Consider the following 26,251-nt stretch of genomic DNA (forward strand, 5'->3'; position numbering starts at 1 on the left):
TCACGGAGGTGGCGCTGTGAGCGCCGTCGGTGTCCTGGGCCAGGGCGGACAGGGTGGCGTCCGGGCCGATTTCGAGGAAGCGGGTGACGCCGCGGGCGGCGAGGGCGCGCAGCCCGTCGCCGAACCGGACGGTCTCCCGGACGTGCCGCACCCAGTAGTCGGGGGTGCACACCAGCGCGGCGTCGACCGGTTCCCCGGTCAGGTTCGACACGAGGGGAAGGCTCGGGGCGGTGTAGGTGATGCCCCGGGCCACTCGTGCGAAGTCGTCGAGCATGGCGTCCATGTGCACGGAGTGAAATGCATGGCTGACCCGCAAACGCCTAGTCTTGCGGCCGGTGTCCGCGAAGCTCCGGGCGATCCGGTCCACGGCCGCCTCGTCGCCGGCGATGACGACGGCCCGGGGGCCGTTCACCGCGGCCACCGAGACTCCGTGGCCTCCGGCTCCGGCTCCGGTGAGGTGGGCGCGCACCTCGTCCTCGGTCGCCTGCAGGGCGGCCATCGCACCGCCGCCGGGCAGGGCGGCCATGAGGCGGGCGCGGGCGGCGACCAGGGTGCAGGCGTCGTCGAGGGAGAACACGCCCGCCACGTGGGCGGCGGCGATCTCGCCGATGGAGTGCCCGGCGACGAAGTCGGGGCGCAGGCCCCAGGATTCGACGAGCCGGTAGAGGGCGACCTCGATCGCGAACAGGGCGGGCTGGGTGTAGCCGGTGTGGTCGAGCAGGGCGGCCTCGGGGGTGCCCTCTTCGGCGAACAGCAGGTCGCGCAGGGGCCGGTCCAGCTCCAGGTCGAAGCGGGCGGTCACCTCGTCGAGGACGCGTGCGAACACCGGCTGGAGGGCGTGCAGTTCGCGGCCGGCGCCGGGGCGCTGGGCGCCCTGGCCGGAGAAGAGGAAGGCGGTCTTGCGGCTGCGGGCGCCGGCTTCGCCGCGCAGGACGCGGGGTCCGGTGCGGCCGTCCGCGAGGGCGGCGAGGCCGGCGAGGAGTTCGTCCCGGTCGCCCGCGAGGACGGCGGCCCGGTGGTCGAAGGAGGACCGGGTGGTCGCCAGGGAGTAGGCGAGGTCGGTGACCGGGAGGGCGGGCCGTCCGGTGACGTGGGCGTGCAGGCGGGCGGCCTGGGCCCGGAGTGCGTCGGGGGTGGTGGCCGAGACGGGCACGGGGATGCGCCCGGCGGCCGTGCCGGCGGTGGCCTCCGGTTCCGGCTCCTGCCGTGCCTCGGTGAGGGGTGCGTCCTGCATGGGGTCGGTTGCCTGTTCCAGGATGACGTGGGCGTTGGTGCCGCTGGCGCCGAAGGCGGAGATGCCGGCGCGGCGCGGGCGGCCGGTGTGCGGCCAGGCGGTCTCCTCGGTGAGGAGTTCCACCGCGCCGGCGGTCCAGTCGACGTGCGAGGAGGGCGCGTCCAGGTGGAGGGTCTTCGGCAGGACGCCGTGCCGCATCGCCGTGATCATCTTGATGACTCCGGCGACGCCCGCGGCGGCCTGGGTGTGCCCGATGTTGGACTTGACGGCGCCGAGGAGGAGCGGCCGGCCGGCGTCCCGGTCCCTGCCGTAGGTGGCCAGCAGCGCCTGGGCCTCGATCGGGTCGCCCAGCTTGGTGCCGGTGCCGTGCGCCTCGACGGCGTCGACTTCCGCTGCGGTGAGCCGGGCGTTGGCCAGGGCGCGCCGGATGACGCGCCGCTGGGACGGGCCGTTGGGCGCGGTGAGGCCGTTGCTCGCACCGTCCTGGTTGACGGCGGAGCCGCGCAGCACGGCCAGCACCTCGTGGCCGCGGCGGCGGGCGTCGGAGAGGCGTTCGACGACGAGTACGCCCACGCCCTCCGACCATCCGGTGCCGTTCGCCGAGTCGGCGAAGGCCCGGCAGCGGCCGTCCGGGGACAGGGCGCCCATCTCGCCGAACTCGACGAACCCGACGGGGCTGGACATCACGGTCACACCGCCGGCGAGCGCCATGGAGCAGTCCCCGGCGCGCAGGGCCTGCGCGGCCAGGTGCAGCGCGACCAGGGAGGAGGAGCAGGCGGTGTCGACGGTCACCGAGGGCCCTTCCAGGCCGAGGGTGTACGACAGCCGGCCGGAGAGCAGGCTGGCGGACTGGGCGGTCTCGACGTGGCCGAGCTGGCCGATGGCGGGCCGGTAGTCGCCGCTGCCGCCGCCGATGAACACGCCGGTGTCGCCGCCGCGCAGGGTGTGCGGGTCGACGCCGGCCCGCTCCAGGGCCTCCCAGGCCGCCTCCAGCACGATCCGCTGCTGCGGGTCGACGATCACCGCCTCGCGCGGCGAGATGCCGAAGAAGGCGGCGTCGAAGTCGGCGACGTCGTAGAGGAAGCCGCCGTTCTGGGTGACGCTGCGGCCGCGGCCGTCGGCGTCACCGTGGGCAAGCCGGTCCAGGTCCCAGCCGCGGTCGGCGGGGAAGGCGCCGATGGCGTCGACCTCGGCGCGCAGCAGCTCCCACAGGTCCTCGGGGGACTGCACGCCGCCGGGGTATCGGCAGCTCATGCCGACGATGACGATCGGGTCCGCGGTCGTGTCGGCGGCCTCGCCGGCGGTTGTGGCGGCCGGCGCGTCGTCGTCCCCCTCCTCCAGCAGTTCGGCGCGCAGCTGCGCGGCGAGGGCCGCCGGAGTGGGGTGGTCGAAGGCGAGCGTGGCCGGGAGGGTCAGGCCGGTGGCCTTGGCGAGCTGGTTGCGCAGGTCCACGGCAGTGAGCGAGTCGAAGCCGAGGTCCTTGAAGGCCTGGCCGGCCGGGATGTCCTCCAGGTCCCGGTAGCCGAGCACGGCGGCCACTTCGCGGCGTACGAGGGCCAGCAGCACCTCGTCGCGTTCGGGGCCCCGGGGCCTGGCGAGGAGTTCGGCGCGCAGCGCGGCCAGGGCGCCCGTGCTCTGCGTGTCCGTGCCCGCACCGGTCCGCCCCTCGGCGGGTGCCAGTGCGGCGCGGGCCTCGGGGAGTGCGGCGAAGAGCCTGCTCGGGCGGGACTGCCCGAAGGCGGGCGCGAAGCGTTCCCATTCCACGTCCGCGACGACCACGGCCGCCGCTTCGTCGCCGGTGGCCCGGCGCATGGCGGCCAGGGCCCGCTCGGGGTCCATGGCGGGCAGCCCGCTGAGCCGCAGGTGCCGGTCGAGGGAGTCGTCGGCGAGACCGGTCCAGGCTCCCCAGGCCACGGCGAGGGCGGCCCGGCCTGTGGCGCGGCGGCGTTCGGCGAAGGCGTCGAGCCAGGCGCTCGCCGCGGCTCCCGTGCCCTGGCCGCGTACGCCCCAGACGCCGGCGATCGAGGTGAACAGGACGAAGGCGTCCGGTTCCCGGTCTCCGAGGACGTCGTCGAGTGCCCCTTCGAGGGTCTCCACGCCTGCCCGGGCCAGGTCCGGTCCGGTCGGTACGGGGCCGTACCCGGTGTGTACCACCGCGGTGAGCGGCCGGTCGGACGGAATCGCGGACAGGGCGGCGGTCAGCGCTCCCCGGTCGTCCGGAGCGGCGGTGGCCACGGTGAGGGCCGCCCCGTGCTCGGCGAGCCGGGCGCCGAGTTCGTCGGCGAGGGCCGCGTCCGGTTCCCGTGTGCCGACGAGCAGCACGTGGTCCGCGCCCTGCCGGGCCAGCCAGCGGGCGGTGTGGCCGCCGAACTCGGCGGCGTCGCCGATGACGAGCACGGTTCCGGACGGGTTCCAGGTCCCGGACGCCCGGCCTGCGGCCGAGGACCGGACGAGACGGCGGGCGTAGGCGCCGGACGGGCGCAGGGCCAGCTGGTCCTCGCCGCCGGGGCCGGCGGCGAGCAGGGAGCGCAGCCGGGCGGCCGTACGGGCGTCGGGTACCTCGGTGACGTCGAGCAGTCCGCCCCAGCGGGCGGGGTCTTCGAGGGCCGCGACCCGGACGAGGCCCCACAGGGCGGCCTGGGCCGGATCGGCGGGCCGGTCGGCACGGCCCACGGCCACGGCCCCCCGGGTGACGCACCACAGCGGTGCCTCGACACCGGCCGTCGTGAGGGCGGCCGTCAGGGCGTCGGGGATCGTGGACGCGGCGGGGAGCAGGGCCAGCACGCCGTCGAACCGCCGGTCGAGTCCGGCCAGCCGCGCCGCGAGGTCCTCGGTGTCGGCGGGGTCGGCCACGAAGCGTACCGCGTCCGGTCCGAGGGCGTCCGTGATCCCGGCCGCCCACGGGTCGTCCGCGTGGGTCTGCGGGACGAGCGCCAGCCAGCTGCCCGTGAGGGCGTCGGCCGGGGCCGCGTCGGCCGGCTGCCAGGCCACCCGGTAGCGCCAGCCGTCCACCGCCGCGCTCTCGTCGCGGCCGCGACGCCACGCGGACAGCGCGGGCAGGAGAGCCGACAGGGCCGCCTCGTCCTCGGACAGGCCGAGGGTGGCGCAGAGTCCGGGCAGGTCCTGCCGTTCCACCGCCGTCCAGAAGGCGGCGTCGTCCGCGTTCTGCTCCTGCGCCGTCTGCCCGGTCGCCGGGAGGGCCGCGGGTTCGGGCCAGTACGACTCGCGCTGGAACGGGTACGTGGGCAGGTCGGTGCGCCGGGCGCCGGTGCCCTCGTACAGGCGGGTCCAGTCGACCCGTACGCCGGCGACGTGCAGCCGGGCCAGCGCGGTGACGAACGCGGACTCCTCGGGCCGGTCCGCGCGCAGGGCCGGGGTGACCACGGGGTCCCCGCCGGTCGGGCTCTGCGCGGCGAGGGCGGCGAGGGCGGCGAGGACACCGTCCGGGCCCAGTTCCAGGAAGGCGGTGGCCCCCGCCTCGCCGAGGGCGCGGACGCCGTCGGCGAAGCGGACGGTCTCGCGGACGTGCCGGACCCAGTACTCCGGGTCGCACACGAGCTCCGCCGTCGCGAGCCCGCCCGTCACGTTCGAGACGAGCGGCAGCAGCGGCGCGGAGAACGACAGCGCGGAGACGGCCTTCCGGAAGGCGTCCAGCATCGGGTCCATCAGCGGGGAGTGGAAGGCGTGCGAGACGCGCAGCCGGGTCGTCCTGCGGCCCCTGCCCGCGAACTCGGCGCGTACGGCCTCGACCGCGTCGGCCGCGCCGGAGACGACCACCGAGGCCGGTCCGTTCACGGCGGCGAGGGACACCTGCGCGCCGAGCAGCGGCCGGACTTCGTCCTCCGCCGCCTGGAGCGCGGCCATCGCGCCGCCCTCGGGCAGGGCCTCCATCAGCCGGCCGCGGGCCGCCACCAGGGTGCAGGCGTCGGCGAGCGTGAGGACGCCCGCGACGTGCGCGGCCGCCACCTCGCCGACCGAGTGGCCGGCGACGTACTCGGGCTGGACGCCGAGCGACTCCACCAGGCGGTACAGCGCGACCTCGACCGCGAACAGCCCGGCCTGCGCGTACTGGGTGCGGTCGGTGAGCGCCGCGTCCGTGCCCCAGACCACCTCGCGCAGCGGGCGGTCCAGTTCCCGGTCCAGTGCGGCGCACGCGGCGTCGAAGGCCTCGGCGAACACGGGGAAGCGTCCGTACAGTTCGCGGCCCATGTCCAGGCGCTGCGAGCCCTGGCCGGAGAAGAGGACCGCGAGGGACCGCTCCTCGGCCGTGCCGCGTGCGACTTCGGTTCCCGCCACGAGCACGGCCCGGTGCGGGAGGTGGGTGCGTCCGACGGCGAGCGAGAAGCCGATGTCCAGCGCCGACTCCCCGGTGCGTGCGGCCAGTTGCGCCAGCTGCGCGTCGAGCGCGGCCTTGGACTTCGCGGACACCGTCCACGGGGCGACGGCGGGCACCACGGTGGGTGCGTCCGCGTCGGGTGCGGGCGGTGCCTGTTCCACGATCACGTGGGCGTTGGTGCCGCTGACGCCGAAGGCGGAGACGCCCGCCCGGCGCGGGCGCCCGGTCGCGGGCCAGGCCTGCTCCTCGCGGACCAGGGTGACGGCCTCGCCGTCCCACTCCACGTGGGTGGACGGGGTGTCCGCGTGCAGGGTGCGCGGCAGGACGCCCTCCCGCATGGCCATGACCATCTTGATGACGCCGGCCATGCCGGCGGCGGCCTGGGTGTGGCCCAGGTTGGACTTGACGGCGCCGAGGAGCAGCGGCCGTTCCCGGTCCTTCCCGTACGCGGCGATCAGCGCGCCGGCCTCGATCGGGTCGCCGAGCGGGGTGCCGGTGCCGTGCGCCTCGACGGCGTCGACCTCGGCGGGCGCGAGGCCCGCGTCGGCCAGGGCCTGGCGGATGACCCGCTGCTGGGCGCGCCCGTTGGGGGCGGTCAGTCCGTTGCTGGCGCCGTCCTGGTTGACGGCGGCGCCGCGCAGCACGGCGAGGACGGAGTGGCCGTGGCGGCGGGCGTCGGAGAGCCGTTCCAGGACGAGGACGCCCGCGCCCTCCGACCAGGAGGTGCCGTCGGCCGTGTCGGCGAAGGCCTTGCAGCGGCCGTCGGGGGCGAGTCCGCCCTGTGCGGAGAACTCGACGAACGCGTCGGGGCTCGACATCACCGACACACCGCCGGCGAGGACGAGGGAGCACTCGCCTGCGCGCAGCGCGCGGACCCCGAGGTGGAGGGCGACGAGCGAGGAGGAGCAGGCGGTGTCGACGGTGACGGCCGGGCCCTCCAGGCCCAGGGTGTAGGAGAGGCGGCCGGACATCACGCTGGCGGTGTTGCCGGTGGCGACGTGGCCCTGGACGTCGGCGGTGCCGCGGCGCAGGACGGAGGTGTAGTCCTGGCCGTTGGTGCCGATGAACACGCCGGTGGAGCTGGCGCGCAGCGAGTCCGGGGCGATGCCGGCCCGCTCCAGGGCCTCCCAGGAGGTTTCCAGCAGCAGGCGCTGCTGCGGGTCCATCGCGAGGGCCTCGCGCGGCGAGATGCCGAAGAACCGGGCGTCGAAGCGGCCGACGCCGTCGAGGAAGCCGCCCTCCAGGGTGGCGGAGCCGCCCCGGGCGAGGCCGTCGAGGTCCCAGCCGCGGTCGGCGGGGAACGCCGAGATCGCGTCCTCGCCGGCCGCCAGCAGCCGCCACAGGTCCTCGGGCGAGGCGACCCCGCCCGGGAACCTGCAGCCCATGCCGACGATGACGACCGGGTCGTCGTCGTGGTCGGCGGAGGTGCCGGCCGGCGCCCCCGGTGCGGCTTCGCCGTCCGCACCGCCCAGCAGTTCGGCGAGCAGGTGCGCGGCGAGGTCCTGCGGGGTCGGGTGGTCGTACACGAGGGTCGCGGGCAGCCGCAGACCGGTGGTCGCGGCGAGGGTGTTGCGCAGTTCGACGATGGTGAGCGAGTCGAAGCCGAGGTCGGCGAACGCCTGGTCGGCGCCGATGGCGGCGGCGTCGGCGTGGCCGAGCACGGCGGCCACCTGGGCCCGCAGGAAGTCCAGGGTGAACTTGGCTCGGCCGGCCGCGGGCAGGGCGGTGAGCCGCTGCCGCAGGCCGTTCCCGTCTCCCGCGGCCGGCTGCGCGGGGGCGGCGGCGGCGCCCCGGGTCTCGGCGAGGTCGGAGATCAGCGGATTGGGCCGGACCGCCGTGAGCACCCGGGCGAACCGGGCCCAGTCGATGTCGGCGACGGTCAGCGCGGCGGGGCCCCCGTGGTCCAGGGCCTGGGTCAGCGCGTCGAGCGCGAGCTCCGGGTCCATGGGGGCGTAGCCGCCCCGGCGGACCCGGGCCTCGACGCCGGTCCCGTCACCGGCCATGCCGGTGCCCGCCCAGGGGCCCCAGGCCAGCGAGGTCGCGGGCAGGCCCTGCCCGCGCCGGTGCTCGGCGAGGGCGTCGAGACAGGCGTTGGCGGCGGCGTAGTTGGCCTGTCCGGCGGCACCGAGGCTCGCCGCGGTGGACGAGAACAGCACGAAGGCCGCCAGGTCCGTCTCGCGGGTCAGCTCGTGCAGGTGCCGTGCCGCCGTGGCCTTCGGGCCGAGTACGGCGGCGAACGCCTCCGGGGTGAGCGTGTCGAGGACGCCGTCCTCGACCACGCCCGCCGCGTGGAAGACCGCGGTCAGCGGCAGGTCCGCCGGGATCCCGGCCAGGACGCGGGCGAGCGCGTCGCGGTCGGAGACGTCACAGGCCGCCAGGGTGGCGCGGGCGCCCAGCGCGGCGAGTTCCTCACCGAGTTCCACGGCGCCGGGCGCCTCGGCACCGCGCCGGCTGACGAGCAGCAGGTGTGCGGCGCCACGGGCGGCGAGCCGGCGGGCGAGGTGTGCGCCGATCCCGCCGGTACCGCCGGTGATGAGGACGGTGCCGGCGGGGGCGTAGGGGCGTGCGTCGGCGCGGTCGGCCAGCGGGAGGCGGGTCAGCCGGCGGGCGTACACGCCCGCGGCGCGCACGGCCACCTGGTCCTCGCCGCCGGAGCGGCCCGTGGCGGCGCTCTGCGCGAGCAGTCCGGCGATCCGGCGCGCGGCCGGCTCGTCGAGGGTCTCGGGCAGGTCCAGCAGGCCGCCCCAGCGCTCGGGGTGTTCCAGGGCCGCGCTGCGGCCCAGGCCCCAGACGGCGCCCTGGTCGGGCCGCCCGAGCCGGTCGGAACGGCCGACGCTGACGGCGCCGCGGGTCAGGCACCACAGGGGGGCCTCGATGCCGGCGTCTCCGAGGGCCTGGACGGCGGTCGCCGTCGGCAGCAGGCCCTCGTCCTGAAGCGCCAGCAGCGACAGTACGCCCGTGAACCCTTCCCCTGCCGCAGGGAGTTCGCGCAGCCGCTCGGCGAGGTCGGCGCGCGTCTCACCGCACGGGACGGTGAGGGTGTGCCGGTCGCCGCCGAGGCGTTCGAGCAGTTCCTCGCCGCTGTCCCCGTCAGCCGGTACCAGGCAGAGCCAGGTGCCGGCGAGCGTGGTGTCCGCGGCCGGGGCGGCGGGCAGCGGCTTCCAGGTGCTGCCGTAGCGCCAGCCGTCGACGGTGGACTCGGCGCGGCGCTTGCGGCGCCACGAGGTGAGGGCGGGCACGACGGCCGTCAGGGTGGCGTCGTCCAGGCCGAGGTCGGCGCCGAGCGCGGACAGGTCCCCCCGCTCGACGGCCGCCCAGAACGCGGCGTCCGCCGGGTCGGCGGCGGGCCCCTCCGTACCGGCCGGGCCGGCCTCCGGCCAGTAGCGCCGGCGCTGGAAGGCATAGGTCGGCAGCTCGTCGAGCGCGGCGGCGCAGGCGGCGCCGCTTGCGGGGAAGAACGCCTCCCAGTCGGCGTGTGCACCCCCGAGGTGCAGGGCGGCCACGGCCCTGGCCAGCGCCTCCGCCTCCGCACGGTCCCGGCGCAGGACCGGAACGGCGGTGACCCGCTCATCGGCCACGGTCTCGCGGGCCGCGCCGCTCAGGACGGCATCGGGGCCGAGTTCCAGGAGCACGGTGGCGCCCAGCTCGGCGAGGCGGCCGGCGGCGTCGGCGAACCTGACCGTGGCGCGCACCTGTTCGACCCAGTACTCCGGGGTGCACAGCCGCTCGGAGTCGGCCGGTCGGCCGGTCACGGTCGACACCAGGGGGATCGTCGGAGCGTGGTACGAGATTCCGCGCGCGACCCTGGCGAAGGCGTCGAGCATCGGATCCATGTGCGGCGAGTGGAAGGCGTGGCTCACCCGCAGCCGCCGGGTCCGGCGGCCCTGCGCGGCGAAGCGCGCCGCGAGCTCCAGGACCGGCTCCTCGTCGCCGGACAGCACCAGGGACCGGGGGCCGTTGACGGCGGCGAGGGCCATCCGGTCCTCGTGGCCGGCCAGCAGCGGCAGTACCTCGTCCTCGGCGGCCTCGACGGAGACCATCGCGCCCCCGCCGGGCAGGTCCGCCATCAGCCGGCCGCGCGCGGCGACCAGGGTGCAGGCGTCCTCCAGCGAGAACACCCCCGCCACGTGCGCGGCGGCGAGTTCGCCGACCGAGTGCCCGGCCAGGTGGCCGGGGCGGACGCCCCAGGACTCGAGGAGCCGGTGGAGGGCCACCTCCAGGGCGAACAGGGCGGGCTGGGTGTAGGCCGTGTCGTCGAGCAGCGCGGCGTCGGCGCTGCCGGGCACGGCGAACATCACCTCGCGCAGCGGCCGCTCCAGTTCGCGGTCGAAGCGGGCCAGTACGGCGTCCAGGGCATCGGCGAACACGGGGTGCCGCTCGTACAGTTCGCGGCCCGTGCCGGGCCGCTGGCTGCCCTGTCCGGTGAAGAGGAACGCGGTCCCGCCGCGCGCGGCGGCCCGTGCGGTGAGCAGGGCGGAGTCCGGCAGGCCGTCGCGCAGGGCGGTCAGGGCCCGTACGCACTCCTCGTGCGTGTCGGTGACGACGGCGGCCCGGTGGTCCAGGGCGGCGCGGCCGCCGGCCAGGACGCGTCCCAGGGCGGGCAGGGCGAACGCCTCCGGCCTGCCGGTGACCGCGTCGAGCAGGCGTCCGGCCTGGGCGCGCAGCGCGGCCTCGGTCCGGCCGGACAGCAGGAGCGGGACCACGCCCGCCGGCTGGGCGGCCTCCTCCTGCGGCTCGGGGTCCGGGGCGGGGGCCTGCTCCAGGACGAGGTGGGCGTTCGTGCCGCTCAGGCCGAAGGAGGACACGGCCGCGCGGCGCGGGCGGCCGGTCTGCGGCCACTCCCGTTCCCCGGTCAGCAGTTCGACCGCGCCCGCCGTCCAGTCCACGTGGGTGGAGGGCCGGTCGATGTGCAGGCTCGCGGGCAGGACGCCGTTGCGCATGGCCATGACCATCTTGATGACGCTTGCGACACCGGAGGCCATCTGGGTGTGGCCGATGTTGGACTTGACCGAGCCGAGCAGCAGCGGGCGCTCGGCGTCGCGGTCCCGGCCGTAGGTCGCGAGCAGCGCCTGGGCCTCGATGGGGTCGCCGAGGCGGGTGCCGGTGCCGTGTCCCTCGACGACGTCGACGTCGGCGGCGCGGACGCCCGCGTTGGCGAGGGCCTGGCGGATGACGCGCTGCTGGGAGGGCCCGTTGGGGGCCGTCAGGCCGTTGGAGGCGCCGTCCTGGTTGACGGCGGAGCCGCGGATGACGGCGAGGACGCGGTGGCCGTTGGCCAGGGCGTCGGACAGCCGCTCGACGAGGACCAGGCCCACGCCCTCCGCGAGGCTCATGCCGTCGGCCGCCTCGGCGTACGCCTTGCAGCGTCCGTCCGCGGCCATGGCGCGCTGCCGGCTGAAGCCGACGAAGGCGTTGGGCGTGGCCATGATGCTGACGCCGCCCGCGAGGGCGAGCGCGGACTCGCCGCTGCGCAGCGACTGGCAGGCCAGGTGCAGGGCCACCAGCGAGGAGGAGCAGGCGGTGTCGAGGGTGACGGCGGGGCCCTCGAAGCCGAGGGTGTAGGAGATCCGCCCGGACAGCACGGACGGGACGGTGCCGGTGACGAGGTGGCCCTCGGCGCCGTCCTGGGCGGAGCCGCCGGAGGTGTAGTCCTGGTAGCTGGCTCCGATGAAGGTGCCGGTGCGGCTGCCGCGCAGGCTGTTCGGGTCGATCCCGGCGCGTTCCAGGACCTCCCAGGAGGTCTCCAGCAGCAGGCGCTGCTGCGGGTCCATCGACAGGGCCTCGCGCGGCGAGATGCCGAAGAAACCCGCGTCGAACTCGGCGGCACCGTCCAGGAATCCGCCGCGCGTCGAGTACGTCTTGCCGGGCCGGTCCGGGTCGGGGTCGTAGAGCCCCTCGGCGTCCCAGCCGCGGTCGAGGGGGAAGTCGCCGATGGCGTCGGCCCCGGCGGCGACCAGTCGCCACAGGTCCTCGGGGGAGGCGACCCCGCCCGGGTAGCGGCAGCTCATGCCGATCACGGCGATGGGTTCGTCGTCGGCGGGCGGCGCCGCGGCGGCGGCCGCGGCCTGAGCCCCGGTGGGTGCCCCGGCGACCTGGGTGCGCAGGAACTCCACCAGGGAGACGGGGTTGGGGTAGTCGAAGACCATGGTGCTGGGCAGGGCCAGCCCGGTCACGGCCGACAGCCGGTTGCGCAGGTCCACGGCAGTCAGCGAGTCGAAGCCGACGTCGCGGAAGGCCCTCTGCTCGGACAGCGTGTCCGCGGAGGCGTGGCCGAGGACGGTGGCCGCCTCGGAGCGTACGAGGTCCAGGAGCGCGCGGTCCTGTTCGGCGGCGGGCAGGGCCCGCAGTCGGGCGGTGAACTCGCTGTCCCCGGTCGGCCGTTCGGTGGCCAGGTGCTCCAGCTTGCGCACCTCGGCGATGTCCTCGAACAGGGCGGTGGGCCGCCCGGAGGTGAACACCGGGTGGTAGCGGTCCCAGTCGATGTCGGCGACGGTGAGGACGTGCGCGTCCTCGGTCAGGGCCTGGCGCAGCCCGGTGAGGGCCTGCTGCGGGTCCATGAAGTTCAGGCCGCTGCGGCGGATCTGGCCGGGGTCGACCCGGCCGAGCTCGAGGTCGTCGGACCAGATGCCCCAGGAGAGGGAGGTGGCGTGGGCGCCGCGTGCCCGGCGGTGCTCGGCGAGGGCGTTGAGGTACGCGTTCGCGGCGACGTAGGCGGCGTGCCGGCCGCTGCCCCACATGCCGGCGGTGGAGGAGTACAGGACGAACGCGTCGAGCTGGTCGTCGTCGAGGAGCTCGTCCAGGTGGCGGGCTCCGGTCACCTTCGCGTCGATGACCCTGGCGAACGCCTCGGGGCCGGTCTCCTCCAGGGAGGCCAGTTCGATGACAGCGGCGGTGTGGACGACGGTCCGTACGGTGCGGCCGTCGGCGGTCAGGCCCTCCAGGAGGGCGGCGACGGCCGCGCGGTCCGTGAGGTCGCAGCTGCGGAACTCCGCCTCGCAGCCCAGCGCGGCGAGTTCGGCGAGCAGTTCGGCGGTGCCGGGCGCGTCGGCGCCGCGCCGGCTGGTGAGGACGAGGTGCTCGGCTCCCTCCCCGGCCAGCCAGCGGGCCAGGTGCGGGGCGAGGGTGCCGGTGCCGCCGGTGATCAGGGTGGTGCCGCGCGGACGCCAGGCGTCCTTGCCCGCGGGGGCCCGGCCCGCGGCGGCGCGGGCGATGCGCCGGGCCAGGACGCCCGAGGGGCGCAGGGCGAGCTGGTCCTCGCCGGTCGTCCCGGTGAGGACGGCGGCGAGGCGTTCGCGGCCCCGGGCGTCCAGCGGGGTGCCCGGCAGGTCGATGACACCGCCCCAGCGGTCGGGGTGCTCCAGGGCGGCGGTCCAGCCGAGGCCGTGGATCTGGGCCTGCACGGGCCGGGTGAGCCGGTCGGCGCGGCCGGTGGAGACGGCGCCCCGGGTGACGCACCACAGGGGTGCGCCGATTCCGGTGTCGCCGAGGGCCTGGACCAGGGAGAGGGTCAGGGCGAGCCCGCCGGTGAGCGCGGGCACGGCCCGGCTCGGCGCCTCGTCCGCGGCGAGCAGCGACACGATGCCGGTGAGGCCGGTGCCGGCTTCGGCCGGGCCGGCGCTGACGGCGGCGAGGCGGGCGGCCAGGACTGCCCGGTCGGCGCAGGTCTCGTCCAGCACCAGGTGCCGTACGTCGGCGCCCGCGGCCGTCAGCGTCTGGGTGATGTCGGCGTCGGCTTCGGCAGCGGCCGTGACGACGAGCCAGGTGCCGGTGAGCCGGGCGGCCGGGGGCAGCGCGCCGAGCGGCTTCCACGTGGCGCGGTAGCGCCAGGAGTCCACGGCCGCCCGGTCGCGGCTGCGGCGCCGCCAGCCGGCGAGCGCGGGCAGCAGCGGGGCGAGTGCGGACTGCTCCAGCCTGAGGCCCTCGGCCAGCGACTCGACGTCCGCCTCCTCCACGGCGGTCCAGAACTCGGCGTCGGCCGGGTCCCCTTCGCCCGCGGTGCGCGGCCTGCCGGGCAGGGCCCACAGGTGCTCGCGCTGGAAGGCGTACGTGGGCAGGGCGACGCGGTGCGCGCCGGCGCCCTCGAAGGCCGGGGTCCAGTCCACGCGGGCGCCGCGGACGAACGCCTCGGCGAGGGAGGTCAGGAAGCGGCCGGTGCCGCCCTTGTCACGGCGCAGGGTGCCGATGGCGGCGACCCGGTGCCCGCCGTCCTCGGCCACGGCCTCGACGGCCATGGTCAGCACCGTGTGCGGGCTGGCCTCGACGAAGAACCGGTGGCCCTGGTCGAGCAGCGCGGCCACGGCCGGGCCGAAGCGGACGGTGCGGCGCAGGTTGCGGTACCAGTACGCGGCGTCCAGGGCGGCCGTGTCCAGCCAGTCGCCGGTCACGGTCGAGAAGAACGGGATGTCGGCGGTGCGCGGGCGTACGGGTGCCAGGGCGGCCAGCAGCTCCTCCTCCAGCTGCTCGACCTGGGCGGAGTGGGAGGCGTAGTCGACGGCGATGCGGCGGGCCCGGACGTCGGCGGCGGCGAGCTCCTCGACGAGCGCGTCGAGTTCCTCGGGGGTGCCGGCGACGACCACGGTGCGCGGGCCGTTGACGGCGGCGATGGAGATGCCTCCGCCGCGTGCGGCCAGGAGCGCCTCGGCCTCGTCGGCGGGCAGCGGTACGGAGACCATGCCGCCGGAGCCCGCCAGCCGGCGGGCGATGGCCTGGCTGCGCAGGGCCACCACGCGGGCGGCGTCGTCCAGGGTGAGGGCCCCGGCGACGGCGGCCGCCGCGATCTCGCCCTGCGAGTGGCCGAGGACCGCGTCGGGGGTGATGCCGTACGAGGCCCACAGGTGGGCCAGCGACACCATGACGGCGAAGCTCGCGGGCTGGACGACGTCGACCCGGTCGAGGGACGGCGCGCCGTCGGCCTGGCGCAGGACGTCGACGAGCGACCAGTCGGTGTAGGCCGACAGGGCTGCGGCGCACTCGTGCAGGCGTTCGGCGAAGACCGGTGACCGGTCGAGGAGTTCGGCGGCCATTCCGGCCCACTGCGCGCCCTGGCCGGGGAAGACGAACACGGTCTTGCCGTCGAGGTCGGCGGCGGCCTGGACGACGGAGGTGGACGCGCCGCCGGTCGCGAGGGCCTCCAGGTGCCGGCGCAGGTCCCCGGCGCTGTCGCCGAGGACGACGGCACGGTGCTCGAAGAGCGCGCGGGTGGAGGCCAGCGAGTGGCTGATGTCGGCCGGCCGTGCGGCGGCGGAGTCCGGGCCGAGGCGGTCGAGGTGCTCGGCGAGCCGCGCGGCCTGGCCGCGCAGCGCCGCGGGCGTCCTGGCGGACAGCACCCACGGGATCACGGCCCCGCCCGGGTCGGACGCCTGCCCGGCGGTCCCGGCCGGGTCGGCAGGGTCGGCCGGGGCCGGCGTGGCCGGGGCCGGGTCGGCGGCCGGGGCCTCCTCCAGGACCACGTGCGCGTTGGTGCCGCTGATGCCGAAGGAGGACACGGCGCAGCGGCGGACCCGCTCGCCGGCCGGCCAGGCGGCGGGGGCCTGCAGGAGGGCGACCGTGCCGCCGCTCCAGTCGATGTGCGAGGACGGCTCGTCGGCGTGCAGGGTCCGCGGGAGCAGTCCGCCCCGCAGTGCCATGACCATCTTGATGACGCCGGCGACGCCGGCCGCGGACTGGGTGTGGCCGATGTTGGACTTGACGGAGCCGAGCAGCAGCGGGTTCTCGGCGTCGTGGGCCTGGCCGTAGACGGCCTGGAGGGCCTGGGCCTCGATGGGGTCGCCGAGGGCCGTGCCGGTGCCGTGGGCCTCGACGGCGGTGATGTCGGCGGCGGTGACGCCCGCGTTGCTGAGGGCCTGGCGGATGACGCGCTGCTGGGAGGGGCCGTTGGGGGCGGTGAGCCCGTTGGAGGCGCCGTCCTGGTTGATGGCGGAGCCGCGGACCACGGCGAGGATCTCGTGCCCGTTGGCCCGGGCGTCGGACAGCCGCTCCAGGACGAGGACGCCGACGCCTTCGGCGAGGGTCATGCCGTCGGCGGCCTCGGAGAACGGCTTGCAGCGGCCGTCGGCGGCCAGGGCCCGCTGCCGGCTGAAGGCGATGAACGCGTTCGGGTTGGTCATCACGGTGGCGCCGCCCGCCAGTGCGAGCGAGCTCTCCCCGTTGCGCAGCGACTGGCAGGCCAGGTGCAGGGCCACCAGCGAGGAGGAGCAGGCGGTGTCCACGGTGACGGCCGGGCCTTCGAGGCCGAAGAGGTAGGCGAGACGGCCGGAGAGCACGCTGGGGCTGGTGCCGGTGACGGCGTGGCCGGCGGACGCGTCGTCCATGCCGGTGCCGTACTCCTGGTAGGTGGATCCGATGAAGGTGCCGGTGGCGCTGCCGTGCACGGCGGCCGGGTCGATGCCCGCCGCTTCGAAGGCCTCCCAGGTGGTCTCCAGCAGGAGCCGCTGCTGCGGGTCCATGGAGAGGGCCTCGCGGGGGGAGATGCCGAAGAATCCGGCGTCGAACTCCCCCGCCTCGTGGAGGAATCCGCCGCGGGTGGAGTACGTCTTGCCGCCCGCGTCGGGGTCGGCGTCGAACAGGTTCTCGTCCCAGCCGCGGTTGGCGGGGAACTCGGAGACGGCGTCGACGCCGTCCGCGATCAGCTGCCAGAACTGCTGCGGGGAGCCGGCCCCGCCGGGGAAGCGGCAGCTCATGCCGACGATGGCGATGGGTTCGTCGTACCGGCCCGCGAGCGCAGCCCGCGGGGCGGCCTGGGCCTCGGCGGCGCCGAGGATCTCGCCGCGCAGGAAGGCGGCGAGGGCGAGGGGCGTCGGGTGGTCGAAGGCCATGGTGCTGGGCAGCGCCAGGCCGGTCACGGCCGCCAGCCGCTTGCGCAGCTCGACGGCGGTCAGCGAGTCGAATCCGGCGTCGCGGAAGGCGCGGGTGGGGGCGACGGACTCGGCGGAGGAGTGCCCGAGGACGGTGGCGGCCTCGCGGCGCACCAGGTCCACGAGCGTCCGGTCCCGGTCGGCCTCGGGCAGCGCGCGGACCTTGCGTACGAACTCCGAGGCGGCGGCCTCGGTCTTCGGTGCCGCGGCGAGTGCGCGCACGTCGGGCAGTTCGTCGAAGAGCCGGCTGGGGCGGGCCGCGGTGAAGACGGGGACGTACGCGGCCCAGTCGATGTCGGCGACGGTGACGGCGGTGTCCTGCCGGAGGATCGCCCGGTCGAGTTCGGCCAGGGCGGTGGCGGGCGGCAGGAGGCGCAGGCCCTGTCGGGCGAGGCTGTCGGAGACGGCCTCGTGGGTGGCCATGCCGGCCTCGGCCCAGGGGCCCCACGCCACGGAGGTGGCGGTCAGGCCGCGGGCGCGGCGGTGCTCGGCGAGGGCGTCGAGGTAGGCGTTGGCGGCGGCGTAGGCGCTCTGGCCGGCGCTGCCCCAGATGCCGGCGACGGAGGAGAACAGGACGAAGAAGTCCAGGTCCCGGCCGTCCAGTAGGGCGTCGAGGTGGGCCGCGCCGAGCATCTTGGCGTCGGTGTAGGCGCGCACGTCGGCGAGCGGGGTGGCGGCGAGCGGCGAGGCCTGGCCGAGACCGGCCGCGTGGACCACGCCGGTCAGCGGGTGCTCGGCGGGCACGGAGGCCAGGAGGGCGGCCAGCGCGTCACGGTCGGCGACGTCGCAGGCGGCTACGGTGACCTCGGCGCCCAGCTGCCTGATCTCCTCCGCCAGTTCGGCGGCGCCGGGGGCCTCGGGGCCGCGCCGGCTGGTGAGGATCAGGTGGGCGGCTCCGCGTTCGGCGAGCCGGCGGGCCACGTCGGCGCCGAGCGCGCCGGTGCCTCCGGTGACGAGCACCGTGCCGGTGACCTCGAAGGCCCCGTCCTTGGGGAGTTCGGCGGCGGGCCGGCGCACCAGGCGGCGGGCGTAGGCGGCGCTGCCGCGCAGGGCGAGCTGGTCCTCGGCGGCCTCGCCCGGGGCGGTGGCCAGCGCGCTGACGAGGCGCTGCACGGCCGGCGCGGAGAGGGTCTCGGGCAGGTCGACCAGGCCGTGGAAGGCCTGCGGGCGTTCCAGGGCGGCGACCCGTCCCAGGCCCCAGGCGGCGGCCTGGAGGGGCCGGGTGACCGGGTCGGCGCCGCCGGTGGAGACGGCGCCCCGGGTGACCGTCCACAGCGGGGCGGTGCTGCCGGTGTCGTGCAGAGCCTGGGCGAGGACCACGCCGAGTGCCAGGCCGGCGGGCAGACCGGCGCCTTGGAGGCCGTCGCCGTCGGCGAGCGGCAGCAGGGACAGGAGGCCGTGGTGCTCCCCCGCCCCGGTGAGCCGGGCGGCGAGTTCGGCGCGGTCCGGGCTGGCGTCGTCCAGGACGAGGCGGGTGAACCGGGCGCCGTGGCCGCGCAGGGCGTCCAGCAGCTCGGCGTCCTCGATCCCGTCGGTGGTCAGGACGAGCCAGGTGCCGTCCAGTACGGGGGCGGCGCCCGCGCGGACCTGCTGCCACCGGATCCGGTAGCGGGCGGAGTCCAGCAGGGTCTGCTCGGCGTGGTGGCGCCGGTACGTCGACAGGGCGGGCAGCAGTGCGGCGAGGCTGGCGTGCTGTTCGTCGCGCAGGCCGAGGATGCCGGCCACGCCGTCGGTGTCGCCGCGCTCGACGGCGCCCCACAGGGCGGCGTCGGCGGGGCCCCCGGCCGCGGAGGCCGCCGCGGCGGTGGTCCGTTCGGGCCAGTAGCGCTCGTGCTGGAAGGCGTACGTGGGCAGTTCGACCCGGCGGGCGCCGGTCGGGGCGTGGTAGGCGGCCCAGTCCACGGCGGTCCCGCGTACGTGGAGCCGGGCGAGGGCGGCGGTGACGCTCTGCTCCTCGGCGCGGCCGGCGCGCAGCAGTGGGACGGATTCGGTGTCGTCCCCGAGGACGTCCTGGGCGAGGGCGGACAGCACGCCGTCCGGGCCGAGTTCGAGGAAGGCGGTGGCCCCGGCGGCCCGGGCGGCAGCCGCTCCGTCGGCGAAGCGGACGGTGCCGCGGACGTGCTCCACCCAGTAGCCGGGGGTGCACAGCTCCTCGGCGGTGGCGATCGTGCCGGTCAGGTTGGACACCACGTCGAGGACGGGAGGGCTGTACGTCAGCTGCTCGGCGACGGCGCGGAAGGCGTCGAGCACGGGCTCCATGCGGGCCGAGTGGAAGGCATGGCTGACCCGCAGCCGCTTGGTCTTGCGGCCCTGCGCGGTGAACTGCTCTGCGAGTGAGAGGACGTCGGCTTCCTCCCCGGCGACGACGACGGCGCGGGGGCCGTTGACGGCGGCGATGGAGACCCCGTCGGTGAGCCGGGCGAGGACCTCGTCCTCGGCGGCCTCGAGGGAGACCATGGCGCCGCCCTCGGGCAGCTCCTGCATCAGGCGGGCGCGGGCGGAGACCAGCGCGCACGCGTCGGCGAGGGTGAGCACACCGGCGCAGTGCGCGGCGGCGATCTCGCCGACGGAGTGGCCGAGCAGCGGGCCGGGGCGCACGCCGAGCGAGGTGACCAGCCGGAAGAGGGCGACCTCGACGGCGAACAGGGCGGGCTGGGCGTAGCCGGTGCGGTCGAGGAGGGCCGCCTCACGGCTGCCCTCGGCGGCGAACAGCACCTCGCGCAGCGGGATCCCGTATCCGCGGTCCAGGTGCTCCAGGGCCTCGTCGAGTGCGGCGGCGAACACCGGGAAGCGGGCGTACAGCCCGCGGCCCATGCCGGCCCGCTGGGAGCCCTGCCCGGCGAAGAGGAAGCCGAGCCCGGCCGGGCCGGTCTCGCCTTCGCACAGGGCCGGGTCGGCCTCGCCGCGGGCCAGCGCGCGCAGGGCGCGCAGCAGTTCGGCGCGGCCGCCGACGGCGACGGCGCGCTGTTCGAACGCGGACCGGGTGGTGGCGAGGGAGAGGCCGATGTCGGCCGGGTCGAGCTCGGGGCGGGCTTCTGCGTACGCGCGGAGCCGGACGGCCTGGTCGCGCAGCGCGGCCCGGGTGCGGCCGGACAGCGGCCAGGCGGTGACCTGGGTCTCCGCGCCCGCGGCGGGCGCGGGCAGGGCGGGCGCCTGCTCGATGACGACGTGGGCGTTGGTGCCGCTGATGCCGAAGGAGGAGACGCCGGCGCGGCGCGGCCGGCCGGTCTCGGGCCAGGCCGTCTCCTCGGCCAGCAGCTCGACGGCGCCGTCCTGCCACTCGACGTGCCGGGAGGGCTCGGCCGCGTACAGGCTGCGCGGGGCGATGCCGTGGCGCATGGCCATGACCATCTTGATGACGCCGGCGACGCCGGCGGCGGCCTGGGTGTGGCCGATGTTGGACTTGACCGAGCCGAGCAGCAGCGGGCGCTCGGCGTCGCGGCCCCGGCCGTAGGTCGCGAGCAGCGCCTGGGCCTCGATGGGGTCGCCGAGGGTGGTGCCGGTGCCGTGTCCCTCGACGACGTCGATGTCCGCGGTGGTCAGGCCGGCGCCGGCGAGGGCCTGGCGGATGACGCGCTGCTGGGAGGGCCCGTTGGGTGCGGTGAGGCCGTTGGAGGCGCCGTCCTGGTTGACGGCGGAGCCGCGGACCACGGCGAGGACGGTGTGTCCGTTGCGGCGGGCGTCGGAGAGCCGTTCCAGGACGAGGACGCCGACGCCCTCCGCCCAGCCGACGCCGTCGGCGCCGTCCGAGTACGCCTTGCAGCGGCCGTCCGGGGAGAGGCCGCGCTGGCGGGAGAACTCGATGAGGGAGGTCGGGGTGGACATGACGGTGACGCCGCCGGCGAGGGCGAGCGAGCACTCGCCGGCGCGCAGGGCCTGCATGGCCCAGTGCATGGCGACGAGCGAGGAGGAGCAGGCGGTGTCCACGGTGACGGCGGGGCCTTCGAGGCCGAGGGTGTAGGACACGCGGCCGGAGGCGATGGACGGCGAGGTGCCGCTGCCCTGGTGGCCTTCGAAGCGGCTGTCGGCGAGGGTCGCGGCGTAGTCGTTGTACATGACACCGGCGAACACGCCGGTCTGTGAGCCGCGCAGCGACAGCGGGTCGATGCCCGCATGTTCGATCGCCTCCCAGGAGGCCTCCAGCAGGAGCCGCTGCTGGGCGTCGGTGGCGAGCGCCTCGCGCGGGCTCATCCCGAAGAAGCCGGGGTCGAACTCGGCGGCCTCGTGCAGGAATCCGCCGGAGCGGGTGTAGGCGGTGCCGGGGTGGTCCGGGTCCGGGTGGTAGAGCGTGTCGAGGTCCCAGCCGCGGTCGGTGGGCAGGCCGGAGATGGCGTCGGTGCCCGCGCGGACCAGCTGCCACAGGTCGTCGGGCGAGGCGACGCCGCCCGGGTAGCGGCAGCTCATGCCGACGATGACGATCGGGTCCTCCGATGCCGCGGCGGTGCGCGGGGCGGCGGCCACGGCGGCGGCGCCCTGGTCTCCCGTGAGTTCGTCGAGGAGGTGGCCGGCGAGTGCGGTGACCGTCGGGTAGTCGAAGATCACGGTGGCGGAGGTGCGCAGTCCGGTGGTGGTGCGCAGCCGGTTGCGGAGTTCGACGGCGGTGAGCGAGTCGAAGCCGAGGTCCTGGAAGCGGCGGGAGGGGTCCACGTCCTCGGGTCCGGCGTGCCGCAGTACGGCGGCGACCTGGGCGCGGACGAGGTCGGTGACGGCCGCGGCGCGGTCCGCCCCGTCGAGGCGGGCGAGCCGCTGGACGAGCCCGGCGGCGGCCTCGGATCCGGCGACGACGGAACGCCGGGCGGGGCCCCGGACCAGTCCGCGGAGCAGCGGCGGTACGTCGCCCAGCGCGCGCAGGACCGGCAGGTCGAGCCGGGCCGGCAGCAGGACGGGCGCGTCCACGGCGAGGGCGGCGTCGAAGAGGGCGAGTCCGTCCCGCTCGGTGAGGGCGGGGGTGCCCGTGCGGGCCAGGCGCTCCAGGTCGGCGGCGGTCATGCCGCCCGTCATGCCGGCGGTGGGGGCCCACGGGCCCCAGCCGAGCGAGAGGGCGGGCAGTCCGGCGGCGCGCCGCTGCTGCGCGAGGGCGTCGAGGAAGGCGTTCGCGGCGGCGTAGTTGCCCTGGCCGGGGGCTCCGGCGGAGCCGGAGAGGGAGGAGAACACCACGAAGGCGGCCAGGCCGGGGCAGAGTTCCGCGGTGGCCTGGTGCAGGTGCCAGACGGCGTCGGCCTTGGGCCGCAGGACGGCGCTGACGCGTTCGGGGGTGAGGGAGGTGAGCACGCCGTCGTCGAGGACCCCGGCCGTGTGCACCACGGCGGTGAGCGGGTGCGCGGCGGGGGCGGCGGCGAGCAGCCGGGTGACGGCGGCCCGGTCGGTCAGGTCGCATGCCTCGACGGCGACCTGCGCGCCGAGGGCGCGCAGTTCGTCCGCGAACTCGGCGGCGCCTTCGGCGGCGGGACCGCGCCGGCTCGCCAGCAGCAGGTGGCGTACGCCGCGCTCGGCGACCAGGTGGCGGGCCAGGGTCCGGCCGAGGCCGCCGAGGCCGCCGGTGATCAGGACGGTGCCCTCGGGGTCGAGGACGGCCTCGGCCGGCTCCCGGCGGGCCCGGGCGAGCCGGGCGGTCAGCACGGAGCCGTCCCGGACGGCCAGTTGCGGCTCGTCACCGGCGAGGGCCTGCGGGGGTACGGCGGCGGGCGCGTCGGGGTCGAGGTCGAGCAGGCCGAACCGGCCGGGGTGCTCGGCCTGCGCGGAGCGTACGAGGCCCCAGACTGCGGCGGCCGCGAGGTCGGTGACGCCCTCGTCGTCGGACGCGGCGACGGCGCCGCAGGTGACGAAGGTCAGCCGGGCGTCGGCCGTGGCGTCGTCGGCGAGCCAGTCCTGGATCTGGCGCAGGACGCGCGCGGTCAGGGCGTGCGCGGCGGCGGCCGGGTCGTCGGCGGGCGCGGCGGCGGCCGGGGCGAGGACCAGGGCGGGTGTCTCGGCGCCCGCGGCCCGCACGAGCGGGGTGCCGAGGCCGTACGGGTCCTCGCCGAGGACCGCGACGGAGGCCGGGGCCGGTGGGGCGGTGGTGCCGCGCAGCCGGGTCCAGCGCAGTTCGAACAGGGCTTCGCGGGCCAGTGCGGCGGCGGGGCTCAGGTCGGCCTCGGGCAGGGCGCGCAGGACGAGCGAGCCGACGGTGGCGACCGGCCGGCCCTCGGTGTCGGCGACGGCCAGGGTGACCGCGTCGTCACCGGCGGCGGAGAGCTTCACGCGGACGGCGGTGGCGCCGGTGGCGTGCAGGCTGACGTCCTGCCAGGCGAAGGGCAGTCCGCCGCGGCCGTGTTCGCCGAGGTCGAGGAAGGCACAGGGGTGCAAGGCGGCGTCGAGCAGGGCGGGGTGGATGCCGAACGCGTCGGCGGCGGTCCCGGTCTCGGGGAGCGCCACCTCGGCGTACACGTCGTCTCCGGCGCGCCAGGCGGCGCGCACGCCCTGGAACAGGGGCCCGTACGCGAAGCCGGTGTCGGCCATCCGCCCGTAGAACCCGTCGAGGTCCAGCGGGCGCGCGTCGGCCGGGGGCCAGGCCCCGGCCGCGAACCCGTCCCCGGCCGGGGCCTGCCGGTCCGTGGCGGCCAGCACGCCCTGGGCGTGCTGGGTCCAGGGCAGTTCGTCCGCGGCTGCCCCGTCCTGGCCGGCGTCGGGCCGGGAGTGGACGGTCAGGGTGCGGCGGCCGGTCTCGTCGGGGCTGCCGACCCACACCTGCACCTGGACGCCGCCCTCTTCGGGCAGGAGCAGGGGCGCGGCGAGGGTGAGTTCCTCGATGCGGTCGCAGCCGACCTCGTCGCCTGCCCGGACGGCCAGTTCCAGGAAGCCGGTGCCGGGCAGCAGGACGGTGCCGCGTACGGCGTGCTGGGCCAGCCAGGGGTGGGACCGGACGGAGAGCCGACCGGTGAGCAGGAGTCCGTCGGAGTTGGCGAGGGACACGGCGGCGGCCAGCAGCGGGTGGCGGGCGGCGCCCAGGCCGGCGCCGCGCACGTCGCCGACGTGCCGGCCGAGCGCCGTGCGGGGCCAGAAGGCGCGGTGTTCGAAGGCGTACGTGGGCAGGTCGACGGGGCGGGCCCCGGTGCCGGCGAACCAGCCGTCCCACCGGACGCGGATGCCGCGTACGTGCAGGGCGGCGAGGCCCTCGGTGAAGGTGTCGGCCTCGGGGCGGCCCGGGCGCAGCAGCGGGCTCGCGACCAGGTCGGTCAGGCTGTCGGCGCCGGGGTGGGCCTGGGCGAGGGCGGACAGCACTCCGTCGGGGCCGAGTTCGAGGAAGGCGCCGGCGCCGTGGCCGGTGAGCCAGTCGAGTGCGTCGGCGAAGCGGACGGCGTGGCGTGCGTGGTCGGCCCAGTATGCGGGGGAGGCGAGCTGTTCGGCGGTGGCGGGGACGCCGGTGAGGGTGGAGATCACCGGGATGGCGGGGGCTTGCGGGGCGAGTCCGGCGACGACGGCGCGGAACTCCTCCAGCATCGGCTCCATCAGGGGCGAGTGGAAGGCGTGCGAGACGCGCAGCGGCCGCGTCTTGCGGCCCATCGCGTCGAAGTGCGCGGCGACGGCCGCGGTTTCGTCCGCGGCTCCGGCAACGACGACGGCGTTGGGTCCGTTGACGGCGGCGACGGAGACCGCGACCGCGTCGCTGAGGCGGTCGAGGACCTCCTCCTCGGTGGCCTGGACGGCGATCATGGCGCCGCCCTCCGGCAGGGCCTGCATCAGGCGGGCCCGGGCGGAGACCAGCGCGCACGCGTCGGCGAGGGTGAACACCCCGGCGACGTGGGCGGCGGCGATCTCGCCGATGGAGTGGCCGGTGAGGAAGTCCGGTGTGATCCCGAGGGACCGGACGAGCCGGAAGAGGGCGACCTCGACGGCGAACAGGGCGGGCTGGGCGTAGCCGGTGCGGTCGAGGAGGGCCGCCTCACGGCTGCCCTCGGCGGCGAACAGCACCTCGCGCAGCGGGACGTCGTGCCCGTGGTCGCACGGGTCCAGGGCCGTCAGCACCTCGTCGAGTGCGGCGGCGAACACCGGGAAGCGGGCGTACAGCTCGCGGCCCATGCCGGCCCGCTGGGAGCCCTGCCCGGCGAAGAGGAAGCCGAGCCTGGTGCGCCCCTGGACGGCGCCCCGCACGGCGGTGCCGTCCTCGCCGCCCGCGAGGGCGGTGAGCGCGGCCTGCACCCCGGCGCGGTCGGCGGCCGTGATGACGGCGCGGTGCTCCAGACCGGCGCGGGTGGTGGCGAGGGAGTACGCGAGGTCGGTGTCGGAGTGCTGCGGGTCCGCGGCCAGGAACTCCAGCAGCCGGGCGGCCTGGCCGCGCAGGGCGGCCGGGGTCCGGCCGGACACCAGCCACGGCAGCGTGCCCGGCGCGGCGGGCCGGGTGGTCTGCGGCGCGGCCGCGTCGGCGTCGGTGTCCTCGGGGGCCTGCTCGATGATGGCGTGCGCGTTCGTGCCGCTGAGGCCGAAGGAGGAGACGCCGGCCCGGCGCGGTTCCTCGCGCCGGGGCCAGGGGGTGGGCTCGGTGAGCAGGCGTACGGCGCCGGCCGACCAGTCCACGTGGGTGGACGGCTGGTCCACGTGCAGGGTCCGGGGCAGCAGCTCGTGCCGCAGGGCGAGCACCGTCTTGATGACGCCGGCCACACCGGCCGCGGCCTGGGTGTGGCTGATGTTGGACTTCACGGAGCCGAGGAGCAGCGGCCGGTCCTGGGAGCGGTTCTGCCCGTAGGTGGCGAGGAGCGCCTGAGCCTCGACCGGGTCGCCGAGGGTGGTGCCGGTGCCGTGGGCCTCGACCGCGTCCACCTGGTCGGCGGAGAGCCGGGCGCCGCGCAGCGCCTGTTCGATGACCCGCTGCTGGGAGGGGCCGTTGGGGGCGGTCAGGCCGTTGCTCGCGCCGTCCTGGTTGACGGCGGTGCCGCGGACGACGGCCAGCACGCGGTGCCCGTTGCGGCGGGCGTCCGAGAGCCGCTCCAGGACGAGTACGCCGACGCCCTCGGCCCAGCCGGTGCCGTTTGCGGAGTCGGCGAAGGAGCGGCAGAGGCCGTCCGCGGCCAGGCCGCCCTGCCGGGCGAACTCGACGAAGGTGGTGGGGCTGGACATGACGGTGACGCCCGCGGCGAGCGCGAGTTCGGACTCCCCGGAGCGCAGCGACTGCGCGGCCAGGTGCAGGGCGACGAGGGAGGAGGAGCAGGCGGTGTCGACCGTCACGGCGGGGCCGACCGTGCCGAGGACGTAGGCCAGGCGGCCGGAGATGATGCTGGTCGCGTTGCCGGTCAGGACGAAGCCCTGGACGTCGTCGTCGGGCCCGGTCCGGTACTCCTGCGGCATCGCGCCGACGAACATGCCGGTCCGGGTGGAGCGCAGGGCGAGCGGGTCGATGCCGGCCCGTTCGAAGGCCTCCCAGGACGCCTCCAGCAGCACCCGCTGCTGCGGGTCCATGGACAGGGCCTCGCGGGGCGAGATGCCGAAGAAGGCCGAGTCGAAGTCGGCGGCGCCGCGGAGGAATCCGCCGCGGATGTCGGTGGGCCCGTCGGCGGGGTCGAGTTCCCACCCGCGGTCGGAGGGCAGGCCGGTGATGCCGTCCCGCTCCTCCACGAGCATGCTCCACAGGTCTTCGGGGGAGGCCACCCCGCCGGGGAAGCGGCAGCTCATGCCGACGATGGCGATCGGCTCGGTGGCTGCCGCCTCCAGCTCGTGCACCCGCTGCCTCGAGCGCTGCAGGTCCGCACCGGCCCGCTTGAGGTAGTCCCGGAGTTTCTGCTCGTTGCCCATATCCACTCAACCCATCTGAAAGACCGGCGGACGGCAGGGGATCGGCGCGTCAGATCGCGCATA

Annotated in this window: 1 protein-coding gene (running past one end of the window); it reads right to left on the reverse strand. The window is 76.5% G+C overall.

What is annotated here, in order from left to right:
- Positions 1-26,188: the 5' portion of a type I polyketide synthase gene (locus tag ACZ462_RS05160; RefSeq protein WP_467882463.1), read on the reverse strand. Its footprint begins 2,441 nt before the window's first position; the window shows 26,188 of its 28,629 coding nt (coding positions 1-26,188); the start codon lies at positions 26,186-26,188; its stop codon lies off the left edge, out of view.
- Positions 26,189-26,251 lie beyond the last annotated feature (63 nt).

The organism is Streptomyces sp. NPDC031121 (genome assembly GCF_055570615.1).